The organism is Shinella sp. BE166 (genome assembly GCF_051201095.1).
Lineage (GTDB): Bacteria > Pseudomonadota > Alphaproteobacteria > Rhizobiales > Rhizobiaceae > Shinella > Shinella lacus.
Genome location: NZ_JBPEHL010000013.1, coordinates 23,971 through 36,831, shown reverse-complemented (window position 1 = coordinate 36,831; position 12,861 = coordinate 23,971). Strand labels below are relative to the sequence as shown.

Sequence of the window (12,861 nt, the reverse complement as noted above, 5' to 3'; positions counted from 1 at the left end):
CGCCTCAAAGTGCGACCGCACCCATGGTTTTCGTGTCGAAATCCGCCCAGCCGTCACCATAGAGGCCGTGCACCGGCACGTCCTCTCCCGCCTGCGCCTGCCATCTGAAGAACGTCATCGCCGCCTCGTGCACGTCCGTCAGACTGGAAACGGTGTATCGTCCATCGTCGAGCGCGTGAATAAGCTCATCGAGTTCGACAAGCCGTTCGGCAATGGCAGCGGCGTGCCGTGCCAGCAGCGCATATCCCGGCAGGCTGATTAACAGGAGCACGAGCAGCGGCTCGTCCGGGGTTTCCGGCCATTGCCCGGCACGCATCGCGTCCGTGATTGCCATGGCATGCGCACCCCCGATCGAATCAGCCCGTAGCACATCCAGCCGTTCCGGCATCCGGTAGTCCGGCAAGGTTCGCGTTGCCCGGAAAGGCGCTGCGTGCACCCGATAGACGACCGTGGCACCAACCATATCGGCAAGCGCCAGCCGCCACGGCTGAAAATCCTTCCACCATTTCCTGTCGTAGAACCGCTCGATCGAGAGCCTGAGCAGGGGCGCACTCGCCGCTTGCTTTTCCGTCCCCATCCTGAATTCCCTTGGCCTCAATTTCATCCTGACGAAGGCACCCGGCAAAAAATTCTGCCATGCCGGCGAAAAGCGCGTGAGCACCTGCAAGCCCCCGGCACGCTTCGCGCCTTATTTTCGCGGCAATGCCTGCCTCTAACCGGCAGCAACGAAGGCGGAAAGGACGGCCATGAAAGCTGCGCTCATCGTCATGACGATCATGGGCTGCGACGACAGCGCGACCCAGTGCCACTATATCGATACGGTCGGCAAGAGCTGGCAGACCGTGGCGCTCTGCGACGCGCAGGCCGAAACCTACATCAACCGCCACCAGGACAAGAACTATCCGGTGATCGTCGCCGTCTGCGAAAGCTCCGGCGACCGCATGACCGCGGATGTGGCAAAGCCAACGCCCGAGGCCAAGCCCGCCGAAACCGCGACCACGGCCGAAGTGCCCACGCCGGCCGAAACCGCCGAGGCCAAGCAGGGCCTCGCCGCCCGAACGCTGAATTTCGTGAAGAAAGCTATCCCCGACAAGACGGCGCTAAAGAACGCTGTCACCACGCCGGTGCGTTATGCCGAAGACGGCTATTCCTGGGTGGTGAAACGCTTCGCCGACTGATCAGGCCGCTTCGCGCGCTGCAATGAGCGCGTAGCTGCGCGCCGTCTGGCGTTGCTCGGCGATGGCCAGCCGCTCGACCAGTTCCAGCATGGACTGGCAGGACGCATTGCCCGCCGCCCGCGCGCGGGAAAGCAGGTGCTCGGACACCGAAAGCCCGTCATCCTCGCCCTTCGCCTCGCGGCGCCAGAGCATCGTCGCCTCGGCAAAGAGCGCGCTGATATCCCGGCCGAGCCCGGCCGTTTCATAAAGCGCCCGCACCGCCGCCTCGCGGCCATCCGACAGGATGGAGCGCACGCGCCGCTCCGCCTGCCCCGAAAGATTGGTGATCGCCGAGGCGAAGAACTCGACGCGGCCGGTGCAGAGCGCATGCATGAGGAACACGGGCGTCAGCCGCCCGGTCAGGCGCAGGTGCTCGACCAGGGCCGGCATTTCGGCCGCTGCCACCTCGCCCACCATGCCGATCGTCGCCACGTCGCAGGCTTCGCGCGTGATGCGCTCGACGCGACCCGTGCCGACCGCGGCCTGGATGAGACCGAAGCCGGCCAGCGCCGTGCCGATCTTTTCGACCAGCGCATGGCGTGCATCGCTCGGCAGATCTTCTCGGTCGAGCAGCAAGGCGCGAATTTCCGCATCGTCGCCGAGACGGTCTGCGATGCGCGTCAGGCTGCGCCGCGAGACGACCGCGCCTTCGTTCTCCAAAAGGGCCAGCACATCGGGCACCTCGCCGATCTCCGCCAGCGCTGCCGAAACGGCGCGCGAGACGAAGGCGCGGTTGGCGATCAGCATGCGCGTCACGTCATTGCCCTTGGCCGCCAGATCGACGAGATCGGCATCCGTCAGCAGCGACGAACATAGAATGATATGGGCGGCGATTTCCGGCTGGTCCTCCGCCAACGGCAGGATCACGGCCCGCGGCGCATCCTCGCAGTCGGCAAGCGCTTCGGCGAGTGCAAGCCGCACCTTCGGCGCCGGGTCGTCGAGCAGGAAGATCATCGCCATCTCGGCGGCGCGGCGATCGTCCGCACAGATTCGCGACCGTGCGTAAGCGCGCGCCAACACACTGGCCGCCTTCGCCCTGTCGGCTGCCCGGGCTGTCTCGACCCAACGGAGGAAAACATGAACGATCAATGGACGCCCCAAACGCCTGCACCACAACTGCTACGAAAAACACGCTAGCGGCAAAGTGTTTAAGATTGGTTCACCATATCCGTTAACCGGATGGTCGTTGCCAGGAGCGGGCGCAAAGCCCTATGAAAAGGCATGGAAAAGCTGCCCCACGCCCTGCTTGAGACCGCCCCGCCCGCGGCAGAACGCGGCGCGCTGGTTTATGCTGGCGACTCAGGCATCGAAAGTCGTTTTGTCGTTGTAAACCCCGACGCCAGCCTCGAAACGCTCCGCCATGCCATTGCAGGCGGTGCCGCCGGCATCGCCCTCACCGGCTGCTGTACGGGTGCCGACATCCAACGGCTCGCGGTCCTGCTCTCCGTAGCCGAAGCGGAAGAAAACCTCGCGGAAGGCAGCACCCCGATTATCGCGATCACCGACGGCATCCTGCCGGCGCCCGTCTCGCCGCAAGGCTTCTCCGACAAGTCCAGCCGCCTAGCCGGTCTGGTTTGGGACCAGAGGGGCCTTGTAAAAACCCTCGCCGTAGAATCGACCCGCACCGAAAGCGGCGAATGGCCCCCCACCTTCGCCGCAGCCCGCGCCGCCGTCCTGCTCACCGCCGCATCCGCCGGCATCCCGGCCTACGATTCGGCCTCGGACCTCGCTGGAGAGCTTTTCGCAACGGATTGCGACCGCTCGCGCGCCGACGGCTTCTTCGGCCGCCTTGCAAGCGACCCGGCACAGATAGCCATCATTCAAACAGTATACGCACGTGGCCGTGGATCCTCGGGTCAAGCCCGAGGATGACGGAGTGTGTGGGAACGCCGGCGAAACAGCATCGTCATGCAAGGACGACGGCATTGCGGGGGAACAGCGGGCAAAACAGCACGGTCGCGCGGGATGCACCAAGGGCGTTGGGGATGTCGATAGGTGCGCTACCCCGAGATAGGGCACCACCTCTCCTCCGTCATCCTCGGGCTTGACCCGAGGATCCACCCTCACCCAGCCTTCGGCCGCCCCATGGCGAAGACATCCGCCCCGCCGTCGCAATAGTCCATATAGCCCATCCGGCCAAGCGGACGGGCGACCGCCATGTCGATCCTGCCGTCGCGCAGGATTTCCGGGCTGATGTGGATGCCGACGACCTGGCCGAACACCACCCAATTGTCCGATTCCCGCCCGTCGAGATCGACCGGCCGCAGGATCTGCGTCGCGCGGCATTCGAGCGCCGCATAGGCCTCGCCGACATGGGGCGCATCGACGAGACGGCCGGTGACCGGCGTGAGCTTGGCGATGTCGAATTCATCGACGCCATAAGGAACGGCGACCGAGCTCGCATTCATCTCTTCGGCCAGATGCCGGCTCGCCAGCGAGCAGGTGAAGATGCCGGTCGCTTCGATATTCGTCACGCTGTCCTTATGGCCGCTCGACGAGAACATCACGAGCTTCGGCCGGTCGCTGACCGCATTGAAGAACGAATAGGGCGAGAGGTTCAGCCGCCCATCCGCCGCCTTCGTGCCGATCCAGCCGATCGGCCGCGGCGCGACGATCGCCTTGAAGGGATCGTGTTTCAGGCCGTGGGCGTTGTCCGCGGTCTCGTAGAACAGCGCGTCAGGTCTCATCGCCCACCCATGTGACGATCTCGGAAAGCGCCGGCCGCGGCCGTTCGGTCGGCGGTACGGTCGGCGTGCCGATATGTATGAAGCCGGCGATCTTCTCGCCCTCGTTGACGCCCAGGATCGCATAGGCGCGCGGGTCGTAGGCATACCACTCGGTCAGCCAGTTCGAGGAGAAACCATGCGCGTTGGCCGCCATCACCAGGTTGAGGCAGACGGCGCCCGCTGACATGAGCTGCTCCCATTCCGGGATCTTGAAATGCGGTGCGGCTCGGCTGACGACGGCAACGACGACCGGCGCGCGGGTCAGCCGCGTGTTTTCCACCTTCACCATCTCGTCGGAAAGCTCCGGCTTGTCGCCGATCGCGATCTTGGCGAGCGCCTCGCTGATGCGCCGGCGCTCCTCGCCGCGATAGACGATGAAGCGCCAGGGGGCGAGTTTGCCGTGGTCCGGCACGCGCGAGGCGAGCGTCAGCATCGCCTCCACCTCGCCCTGCGAGGGGCCGGGTTCGCCCATCTGGAAGGCAGGGATCGACCGGCGGGTCGAAAGATAATCGATCAGCTTGATTTCGGTTTTCATCGGGAGGGAGTTCCAATATCTTGGCCCGCGGATGCGGCCTTGAAAATGCCATTAGCCGGGTCTTCAAGTGGAGCCTTACAGTCAGGAAGTCAACCGTCCCCATGCGCATGCCGCCCCATTCCACCCGCCATGTCGGCATTGCCGTGAGCCTCGCGATCGTGACCCTTCTCTCGTCCTTCGCACCGGCTCGCGCGCAGGAATCGCTGGACAGTTTCTCCCAGATCGGCACGCCGCTGAAGAGCGGCAAGCTCACCTCGTTCAACCCGATCGTCACCGGCGAGGCGACGCCCGACAACCTGCGCGACGTGACCTGCGAGGCGCTGCTGACCAAGGACGGCAGCCCCATGCAGCATGGCCTCACCTGGCGCGTCTTCTCGCCCATCCCGGGGGCCGACGGCAAGCTGCCGCTGCTCGCCACTTCCGAGGGCGGCTCGGCCGCCTTCCAGCTGGTGCCCGGCGAATATTTCGTCAACGTCGCCTTCGGCCGCGCCGGCGCGACGAAGAAGCTGCTGGTGCCTACGGACGGCGATGTCGACAAGCAGGTCATGGTGCTCGATGCCGGCGGCATCATGCTGAATGCCGTTTCCGGCTCCGACGTGCGCATTCCGCCGAAGGAATTGAGCTTCTCCATCTTCGCCGCCGAAGTGCGCGAGGATGGCGAGCGCAACCTCGTCGTCGCCGAGGTGAAGCCGAATTCCGTGGTGCGGCTGAACGCCGGCACCTACCACGTCGTCTCCGACTACGGCACGGTGAACGCCGTGATCCGCGCCGATATCCAGGTCGAGGCGGGCAAGCTGACGCGCGCGACGATCCAGCACCGTGCGGCGAAACTGACGCTGAAACTCGTTTCCGAACCGGGCGGCGAGGCAATCGCCGATACGGCCTGGTCGATCCTCACCTCTTCGGGCGATACGGTCAGCGAAAGCGTGGGCGCCTTCCCGACGCTGGTTCTGGCGGAAGGCAGCTACATCGCCGTCGCCCGCAACAAGAACCGCATCTACCAGCGCGATTTCGCGGTGAAGGCCGGCGTCAATACCGATGTGGAAGTGCTGCTCGATGAAAACGCCAACGAGCAGAAGGCCGCCGCCGAGGATGTGGTGGACTAGCCTGCCCGCCGCATGAAGGGTTTCGGCTTCGGCATCGGCGCCATCGCGAAGACGGCTTCGTAGAGCCGCGCCATGATGTTCTTGCGGTCGCCCGCATCGAGCTCCGCCCAGGGAATGACGCCGCCGATGCGCGCGGCGATCGTCGAGCCGGAGAGTTTCTGGAACTCGCGGATCAAGAGCGACAGCCTGAGCGTCATCGAGACCTTGCTCGCCAGGTGGAAGAGCCGGCCGTTCTGTCCCTCGAAGAAGACGGGAATGACGTTTGCCTGCGCGGACTGGATGAGCTTTGCTGGAAACATCTTCCACGGCAGGTCTTCCGCCCGCCCGAACACCTTCTTCGCCGTCGCCACGCCGCCCGCCGGGAACACGATCACCGTCGTGCCCTCCTTCAGGAGCCGCACGGCTTCCGCCCGCGTCTTCATGTTGAGCGCCAGCGCCTCCTTGGTTTCCTCGAAGGAGACCGGCAGCGCATAGGGCTGCATTTCCGGCACTTTGAGCAGGTCGTTGTGGATCATCACCTTGAACGGCCGGCCGAGTTGTTCGGCCAGCGCCAGCACCGCAATGCCGTCGCCGATACCAAACGGGTGGTTGGCGACGATGACGACGGGGCCTTGCGGCAGGTCCGGCGGCGGCCAGGAGCCCTGCACGCGCAGCCGCACATTGATGAGTTCCAGCATGTCGCCGAAGACCCGCGCGCTGTGCCCGACGATGGATTTGCGCCAGATGTCATAGAGCCGGGCGTAGCGGTTACGACCGGCGAGACCTTCCATGGAGCGGATGAACCATCGTTTGAGGCGCGGATCGTTTTCGTTGGCGTAGGAGAGTTCCTTGAACCGCACGGTATTCCCCAAAAAGATAATCCCGCACTAGCTAGCACGGGATCATTACAGTTTTCCGACAATCCGCGTAAACGCTCACGCCTTGCCGAGCTTGCGCTTCAGATCCGGGGCTATGGCTTCCAGCGTCAGCGCCGCGATCGCCTCATCGAGCGACATCGCCGTCTGGTTCTGCGAACCCAGGCGACGGATGTTGACGGAGCGTTCCTCCGCCTCCCGCTTGCCGCAGACCACGATGACAGGAACCTTGCTGACCGAATGCTCGCGGACCTTGTAGTTGATCTTCTCGTTGCGGAAGTCGGTCTCGACCGTCAGGCCCGCCTCGCGCAGAAGGTCCGCCACCTCGCGGCCATAGTCGTCGGCATCCGAGGTGATGGTCGCGACCACCACCTGCATCGGCGCGATCCACAGCGGCATGTGGCCGGCAAAGTTCTCGATGAGAATGCCGAGGAAGCGCTCCATCGAGCCGCAGATCGCGCGGTGGATCATCACCGGCTGCTTCTTGTCGGAGTTCTGGTCGATGTAGAAGGCGCCGAAGCGTTCCGGCAGGTTGAAGTCGACCTGCGTGGTGCCGCACTGCCATTCGCGGCCGATGGCGTCCTTCAGCGTATATTCGAATTTTGGCCCGTAGAACGCACCCTCGCCCGGCAGGATGCCGGTCTTGATGTTGTTCGACTGCTGCTGGATCGTGTCCAGCACCTGCTTCATCACGCCCTCGGCCCGATCCCACAAGTCGTCGGAACCGACGCGCTTTTCCGGACGCGTGGAGAGCTTGATCGTCACCTCCTCGAAGCCGAAATCCTTGTAGACCGAGAGGATGAGGTCGTTGATGCGCAGGCATTCCGCCGCCATCTGCTCGTCGGTGCAGAAGACATGCGCATCGTCCTGTGTGAAGCCGCGCACGCGCATCAGTCCGTGCAGCGCGCCGGACGGCTCATAGCGATGCACATTGCCGAATTCCGCAAGGCGAACAGGCAGTTCGCGATAGGACTTCAAGCCATGCTTGAAGATCTGCACATGGCCCGGGCAGTTCATCGGCTTCAGCGCGAAGACGCGCTCGTCGTCGGTCTCGTCGCCGGCGACGGTCACCTTGAACATGTTGTCGCGATACCAGCCCCAGTGGCCAGACGTCTCCCAGAGCGACTTGTCGAGCACCTGCGGCGCGTTCACCTCTTCATAGGTGCCGGCGAGACGACGGCGCATATAGGCGACGAGCGTCTGGAACATGCGCCAGCCCTTGCCGTGCCAGAAGACGACGCCCGGCCCTTCCTCCTGGAAATGGAACAGGTCCATTTCGCGGCCAAGCTTGCGATGGTCGCGCTTCTCGGCTTCGGCGAGGATGTGCAGATAGCTGTCGAGCTCCTCCTGCGTGCGCCAGGCGGTGCCGTAGATGCGCGTCAGCATCGGGTTGTTGCTGTCGCCGCGCCAATAGGCGCCCGCGACCTTCATCAGCTTGAAGGCCGTGCCGATCTGGCCGGTTGCGGCCATGTGCGGACCGCGACACAGGTCGAACCAGTCGCCCTGGTAGTAGATCTTGAGGTCCTGCCCCTCGGGGATCGCATCGACCAGCTCGACCTTGTACGTCTCGCCCTTGGCGGCAAAGACCTCCTTGGCCTTGTCGCGCGACCACACTTCCCGCGTGAACGGCTTGTTCCTCTGGATAATCTCCTTCATGCGTTTTTCGATCTTCGGCAGATCGTCCGGCGTGAAAGGCTCGTCCTTGGCAAAGTCGTAATAGAAGCCGTTGTCGATGACCGGACCGATGGTCACCTGCGTGCCCGGCCAAAGCTCCTGCACCGCCTCCGCCATCACATGGGCGGCGTCGTGACGGATAAGCTCCAGCGCGCGATCGTCCTCGCGGGTGACGATCTCGATCCGGCCGTTCGAAACGGTCTCGGAGAGATCGCGCAGCTCGCCGTCGAGTGCAATCGCAATCGCCTTCTTGGCGAGCGACTTGGAAATTGCCTCGGCAACATCACGCCCGGTCGAGCCCGCGGGATATTCGCGGACCGAACCATCGGGAAAAGTGAGGGAAACGGTTGCAGACATGAAAGAATCTCCTATCCAGTCCCGCCAACGAATGCGGGTGGTATGCGAGGGTAAAGCCGGAATGCCGGCGCGTGCGTCGCGCGGTATAAGGGGAAATGGGGGCGATTGGAAGGGGATCTTGGTCGAGAGCACTCAGAACGCGACATCGATCGAGATAAAATATCGCTACAAGCGATTTTCTATTTGACTTTGAGCGCAATATGGCACAATAGTTAGTTGTGATGATTGCTCATACTGAACCCGACAATATGCCGGGGCCTGGAGCCCTGTGGAGGTCGTAGATCTCCGATTCAATCCTGTTGTCTGGCAAGGGCCGTGGCCACGTGCTGCACCCTCCGGGCTCGGGTGCAGCATGTTCGAGGTCAAACGTCGCTGAACAGTTCCCTGTTTCTACGGGCACCGGCAATTTCGCTGGTGGAAACGTGGGAGAACTTGAGAATGAGCAACAATGGTCGTCACCAGCGGCGGCGTCGCATGGTTTTGGTCTTTAAGACCATTACCGCATTAGGGCAGCTTGCGTATCTTATTGCCCGCTTTTGGTTCTGGATAACAGACCGACAATGAGCGACGACCTCGAAATAGCTCCAAGGAGAAAGTCATGAAGAAGAATCGACGCCCAATGATTAATGATGCTCTTCGTTTACTTCGCCTCTATCTTGGTTTGTCACAAAAAGAGTTAGCGAACGTGCTTGATATTTCACAGTCCATGGTATCGGAAATCGAAAGCGGGACTAAATCCGTTTCTATGGAACTCTTGGAGCGGTATAGTGAAAATTTTGATGTTCGAATGTCGCAGCTGCTATTTTTTGCCGAGGAGCTAGAAGGCGAGCCAGTTAAAACAAGAGGAAAACTGATCATCGCTAGCCACGTTTTGTCTTTACTGGAAAAGCTCTCGCCAAAAGAACTTAGTCATGCTCCGTAGACGCAGCCGACACGATGTCGAGCGGTATGAACTGGGTAGATCGCCCTTTGCACAACAGCCTACCCAACGCGACATTGCAGCTCTAGTTGGAGAAACGAGAGACGATCTTCGCCGGCTGGTAAACTACAAAGATCAGTTTATCGTCAGACGCCACAAAAAGGTCGGTAAAAAGCAGAAACTTCGTGATTTAAGATATCCAGTTTCCAGCTTGCGGCGCGTCCATGAAAGACTAAAATTCCATTTAAATAAAATCAAACAGCCAAGTTACCTTTTCAGCCCAAGGAAAAATCGAGGGCAGCGCGACAATGCTGCTCTTCACCTTGATCAGGATCAATATTTAACGCTTGATTTGAAACAGTTCTATCCGTCGACAACGTCGGAAATGCTGAACCATTGGCTCCAAACCGACTTGCGTATGTATCCGGATGTCGCGAGGCTAATTACGCATCTTTGCACGATTGATGGCCGAGTTTCCATGGGATCTCCACTCACTCCAGTTCTGTGCACCCTCATTCACCGAACAATGTTCGATAAAATCGCCAAACTTTGCGAACAAAGCGGCTTTCGATACTCGGTGTGGATCGATGATTTAACTATCTCCGGCAGGTTCGTTACTGGCGAGACTGTAAAACAGATCCGTGAAATCGTGCAGGAAGCTGGCCTCAATTCTCATAAGATTCGGTATCGTACAGGGAACAGACCGGTTTTCATAACTGGTGTCGGTGTTGTTGGAGCGAAATTGGTCGCACCAAACGCATTAAATTTGAAAATCAAGGAATTATGGAGCAGCTTCTATAACGCCGAGACTACAGAAGAATCACAAAATTGCATTCAAGCTCTACTAACCAATCTTGGAACTGTGCGTTATATTGTAGGTAAAGAATCTGAATCTGGAAGAAAAGCCTCTGATCAGATGAACTCTTTACGGCAGAAACGCGCAAAAATACATCGGAAGGCTTCAGAAGAGGCCCGGCTGCGTCGCAAAAATTTGAGGGATCACGATCCAGTCGCTCTTTTGGATGCACCTTTTTGATTTAACAACGTAGCGACGACTGGCCGGACGATCCGCTCTGCCCCCGTCAGCCGAGCATCGCCGCGAGGCCGTTGACGGTGTTGGCGTTGCGCAGCGTGCCGATGCCGAGTTTCTTGGTCGTCAGGTGTGAGAGCAGTTTCGTCTCGCTCGGCTTGCCGCGAAAGTCGATCCAGAGGTCGCCGTCGACGAGGGCGAGGCGCAGTTCCGGGGCGGCCAGCTTTTCGAGTTTTTCGAGGGCTGCGGAGCCGAGCGGTTCGCGCATCACGCGCACGCAGACATTGGCGCCGTCATCGCCCGGAAAGGGATTGCCGACGGCAAGCCGTTTCCAGGCGTCGGCGCGGCGCAGGATGATATCGACATGTTTGCCAAATGTGTCGCGGAACGCCGCTTCCAGCCGGTTTTCCAGCGTGGCGAGGGCCGCCGCCTCCGCATCGAAGACGAGGTTGCCGGTCGCGACCAGCGTGCGGGGATTGGCAAAGCCGAGCGTTTCCGCCATCGCCTTCAGCTCCGCCATCACGACGCGGCGGCCGGGGCCAAGCACGATCGAGTGCAGGAGGGCGACATGGCTCGTCATGCGCGCCAGAAATCCTGTGGCGCAGCGTGCGCGGCGTCGCAAAAATCCATCGGCACGGTCACGGCCTTGCCCCTTCCCGGCTTTTTGCCACGCGCCACAGCCGCCACGGCGCCCACCAGCGAAAGCGGCTCTCCAGCGCCTCCGGCACGGGATCGAAGCCATGCGTGCCGCCGGGGCCGCAGCGGGCGACGCGGAACAGCGCCAAAAACCCGCCCTGCCACAGGCCGTGGCGGGCGATCGCCTCGTAGCCATATTCCGAGCAGGTCGGCAGATGCCGGCAGCCATGGCCGATGAAGCCAGAGAGTGTCAGCTGGTAGAGCCGGATGAAGCCCATGCCGGCAAGGCGGCCCGGCGTGCGGCGGAACGGCCCCGGCCAGTTGCGGCCCCTATACGCGAGCCGCGCGCCGGCGTGCCGGCAATCCGGGGCGTCGCACACCGCGCCTCACCCCGCCTTTTCCAGCCGCTTCGCCTCGATCTGGCCGATGGCATCCACCACGGCATCGAAGGTCAGCATGGTGGAGGCGTGGCGGGCCTTGTAATCCTTGACGGGTTTGAGGAAGCGCATATCCTCGAAGCGGCCGTCCGGCCCCTCGCCGTCCGCCTTCAGCATGGCGAGCATTTTTTCGCGCGCATCGCGGATTTCCGCGCTCGTCGCCCCGATGACATGGCGCGCCATGATCGAGGAGGACGCCTGGCCGAGCGCGCAGGCCTTCACCTCATGGGCGAAATCGCTGACGCGGTCGCCATCGAGCTTCAGGTAGATCTTGACGCGCGAGCCGCAGAGCTTGGAATGGGCGCCGGCCTCGGCATCCGCATCGGCGAGCGTGCCGATGCGCGGGATATTGCCGGCGAATTCCAGGATGCGGCTGTTATAGATATCGTCCATCATGGCCCTGTTTTTCGCATTTTTTGCGGAATCTTCAATGATCCGAGGAGATTATTCCGGTGTCGTCGGTAAAAAAGCATGCCGCGTCGCATCACGCCTCTTTCGCAGCCGTCGTTCGATACTATATGATAACTCGTATTGGGGTGAGCGTTTTGCAAGGCGCAAAACATTCACCTGTTGATTGGGAAACCGTGCCGGACGGTCTAGTGCACTGAGAAGCCGAGACCCGAAAGCCCCGGAGCCCGCCGACGGAACCCAAGCCTGCAGGGTTAGGCGAATGGCCAGTGGCGAGTCCGATATACAGGTCAGGTAGCCTGCAGAAAGGTCATTGGGTCCATGGACGCCATAGTCACCAATTTTCCGCGTGTCGACGATCCGTCCGGCCGCCCCTCGCAGAAAGAGGCGGAGGATGCCGTTCGCGTGCTGCTTCGCTGGGCGGGCGACGATCCGGAGCGCGAGGGGCTGCTCGACACCCCTGCCCGCGTCGCAAAATCCTATCGCGAGCTTTTTTCCGGCTATGACCTCGCCGCCGAGGACGTGCTCGGCCGCACCTTCGAGGAAGTTGCCGGCTATGACGACATGGTGCTGGTGAAGGACATTCCGTTCTTCTCGCATTGCGAACACCATATGGTGCCGATCATCGGCAAGGCGCATGTCGCCTATCTGCCGAATGGCCGGGTGCTGGGTCTCTCGAAGATCGCCCGCGTCGTCGAAATCTTCGGCCGCCGGTTGCAGACGCAGGAAACCATGACGGCGCAGATCGCGCGCTCGATCGACGAGACGCTGAACCCGCGCGGTGTGGCCGTGATGATCGAGGCCGAGCATATGTGCATGGCGATGCGCGGCATCCAGAAACAGGGCTCGACAACGCTCACCACCACCTTTACCGGTGCCTTCAAGACCGAACCGACCGAACAGGTGCGGTTCATGACGATGATCCGGAGCTAGGCGACAAGCCGGCTCCGCGCGACGGAGCC

The 12,861-nt window shown here is 61.7% G+C and carries 15 protein-coding genes; 6 read left to right on the top strand and 9 right to left on the bottom strand.

Annotated elements, in window-relative coordinates; genetic code table 11:
* Nucleotides 1–4: 4 nt before the first annotated feature.
* Nucleotides 5–667, bottom strand: coding sequence for a hypothetical protein (locus J2Y63_RS25790; RefSeq protein WP_435268420.1), 663 nt, complete (start codon nucleotides 665–667; stop codon nucleotides 5–7).
* A gap of 79 nt (nucleotides 668–746) precedes the next feature.
* Between J2Y63_RS25790 and J2Y63_RS25785 the strand changes: the two genes are divergently transcribed.
* Entirely contained in the window at nucleotides 747–1,178 is a 432-nt protein-coding gene (locus J2Y63_RS25785; RefSeq protein WP_435268419.1) for a hypothetical protein, read from the top strand.
* Here the strand turns inward: J2Y63_RS25785 and J2Y63_RS25780 are convergent, their stop codons facing one another.
* Complete coding sequence (locus J2Y63_RS25780) at nucleotides 1,179–2,306, bottom strand: DUF2336 domain-containing protein (protein WP_435268418.1); 1,128 nt, start codon at nucleotides 2,304–2,306, stop codon at nucleotides 1,179–1,181.
* A gap of 132 nt (nucleotides 2,307–2,438) precedes the next feature.
* On the opposite strand from J2Y63_RS25780, the gene J2Y63_RS25775 reads away from it, so the two are divergent.
* Entirely contained in the window at nucleotides 2,439–3,089 is a 651-nt protein-coding gene (locus tag J2Y63_RS25775; protein ID WP_435268417.1) for a hypothetical protein, read from the top strand.
* Nucleotides 3,090–3,280: 191 nt separating this feature from the next.
* On the opposite strand, the gene J2Y63_RS25770 is transcribed toward J2Y63_RS25775, so the two are convergent.
* Both J2Y63_RS25770 and J2Y63_RS25765 read right to left on the bottom strand, forming a co-directional pair.
* Nucleotides 3,281–3,889 carry a flavin reductase family protein gene (locus tag J2Y63_RS25770; RefSeq protein ID WP_435268498.1) on the bottom strand — a complete coding sequence of 203 codons (609 nt, stop codon included), beginning with the start codon at nucleotides 3,887–3,889 and terminating at the stop codon, nucleotides 3,281–3,283.
* Nucleotides 3,890–3,893: 4 nt separating this feature from the next.
* Nucleotides 3,894–4,478 (bottom strand): nitroreductase family protein, encoded by a 585-nt coding sequence (locus J2Y63_RS25765; RefSeq protein ID WP_435268416.1) that lies wholly within the window; start codon nucleotides 4,476–4,478, stop codon nucleotides 3,894–3,896.
* Between the two features lie 101 nt (nucleotides 4,479–4,579).
* Here J2Y63_RS25765 and J2Y63_RS25760 point away from each other — a divergent pair, with 101 nt between their 5' ends.
* Nucleotides 4,580–5,584: a hypothetical protein gene (locus J2Y63_RS25760; protein ID WP_435268415.1), complete on the top strand. Its 1,005-nt coding sequence runs from the start codon at nucleotides 4,580–4,582 to the stop codon at nucleotides 5,582–5,584.
* Here J2Y63_RS25760 and J2Y63_RS25755 read toward each other — a convergent pair.
* Nucleotides 5,581–6,423, bottom strand: coding sequence for a lysophospholipid acyltransferase family protein (locus J2Y63_RS25755; protein WP_435268414.1), 843 nt, complete (start codon nucleotides 6,421–6,423; stop codon nucleotides 5,581–5,583). The genes J2Y63_RS25760 and J2Y63_RS25755 overlap by 4 nt on opposite strands.
* Nucleotides 6,424–6,498: 75 nt before the next feature.
* On the bottom strand, nucleotides 6,499–8,469 hold the full coding sequence (gene thrS, locus J2Y63_RS25750; RefSeq protein WP_435268413.1) for a threonine--tRNA ligase: 1,971 nt from the start codon (nucleotides 8,467–8,469) through the stop codon (nucleotides 6,499–6,501).
* Nucleotides 8,470–9,067: 598 nt separating this feature from the next.
* On the opposite strand from thrS, the gene J2Y63_RS25745 reads away from it, so the two are divergent.
* Both J2Y63_RS25745 and J2Y63_RS25740 read left to right on the top strand, forming a co-directional pair.
* Nucleotides 9,068–9,391, top strand: coding sequence for a helix-turn-helix domain-containing protein (locus tag J2Y63_RS25745; RefSeq protein WP_435268412.1), 324 nt, complete (start codon nucleotides 9,068–9,070; stop codon nucleotides 9,389–9,391).
* On the top strand, nucleotides 9,381–10,424 hold the full coding sequence (locus tag J2Y63_RS25740) for a reverse transcriptase family protein (protein ID WP_435268411.1): 1,044 nt from the start codon (nucleotides 9,381–9,383) through the stop codon (nucleotides 10,422–10,424). Before J2Y63_RS25745 ends, J2Y63_RS25740 begins: the two co-directional genes overlap by 11 nt.
* A 46-nt stretch (nucleotides 10,425–10,470) precedes the next feature.
* On the opposite strand, the gene J2Y63_RS25735 is transcribed toward J2Y63_RS25740, so the two are convergent.
* From J2Y63_RS25735 to J2Y63_RS25725, 3 genes are read right to left on the bottom strand one after another with little or no spacing between them, the layout of a single operon-like run.
* Complete coding sequence (locus J2Y63_RS25735; RefSeq protein WP_435268410.1) at nucleotides 10,471–10,998, bottom strand: DUF1697 domain-containing protein; 528 nt, start codon at nucleotides 10,996–10,998, stop codon at nucleotides 10,471–10,473.
* Between the two features lie 58 nt (nucleotides 10,999–11,056).
* A complete protein-coding gene (gene yidD / locus J2Y63_RS25730; RefSeq protein WP_435268409.1) occupies nucleotides 11,057–11,434 on the bottom strand; it encodes a membrane protein insertion efficiency factor YidD in 378 nt (125 codons plus the stop codon).
* Nucleotides 11,435–11,440: 6 nt separating this feature from the next.
* The gene (locus J2Y63_RS25725) at nucleotides 11,441–11,887 is read right to left on the bottom strand and encodes an iron-sulfur cluster assembly scaffold protein (protein ID WP_435268408.1); all 447 of its coding nucleotides are present in this window, start codon (nucleotides 11,885–11,887) and stop codon (nucleotides 11,441–11,443) included.
* A 333-nt stretch (nucleotides 11,888–12,220) separates the two neighbouring features.
* Here J2Y63_RS25725 and folE point away from each other — a divergent pair, with 333 nt between their 5' ends.
* The gene (gene folE / locus J2Y63_RS25720) at nucleotides 12,221–12,832 is read left to right on the top strand and encodes a GTP cyclohydrolase I FolE (protein ID WP_256115818.1); all 612 of its coding nucleotides are present in this window, start codon (nucleotides 12,221–12,223) and stop codon (nucleotides 12,830–12,832) included.
* Nucleotides 12,833–12,861: the final 29 nt, after the last annotated feature.

Coding starts and splice junctions, on each gene's coding strand:
- J2Y63_RS25785 (WP_435268419.1), top strand. CDS start 747: ATGAAAGCTGCGCTCATCGTCATGACGATCATGGGCTGCGACGACAGC.
- J2Y63_RS25775 (WP_435268417.1), top strand. CDS start 2,439: ATGGAAAAGCTGCCCCACGCCCTGCTTGAGACCGCCCCGCCCGCGGCA.
- J2Y63_RS25765 (WP_435268416.1), bottom strand. CDS start 4,478: ATGAAAACCGAAATCAAGCTGATCGATTATCTTTCGACCCGCCGGTCG.
- J2Y63_RS25760 (WP_435268415.1), top strand. CDS start 4,580: ATGCGCATGCCGCCCCATTCCACCCGCCATGTCGGCATTGCCGTGAGC.
- thrS (WP_435268413.1), bottom strand. CDS start 8,469: ATGTCTGCAACCGTTTCCCTCACTTTTCCCGATGGTTCGGTCCGCGAA.
- J2Y63_RS25745 (WP_435268412.1), top strand. CDS start 9,068: ATGAAGAAGAATCGACGCCCAATGATTAATGATGCTCTTCGTTTACTT.
- J2Y63_RS25740 (WP_435268411.1), top strand. CDS start 9,381: ATGCTCCGTAGACGCAGCCGACACGATGTCGAGCGGTATGAACTGGGT.
- J2Y63_RS25735 (WP_435268410.1), bottom strand. CDS start 10,998: ATGACGAGCCATGTCGCCCTCCTGCACTCGATCGTGCTTGGCCCCGGC.
- J2Y63_RS25725 (WP_435268408.1), bottom strand. CDS start 11,887: ATGATGGACGATATCTATAACAGCCGCATCCTGGAATTCGCCGGCAAT.
- folE (WP_256115818.1), top strand. CDS start 12,221: ATGGACGCCATAGTCACCAATTTTCCGCGTGTCGACGATCCGTCCGGC.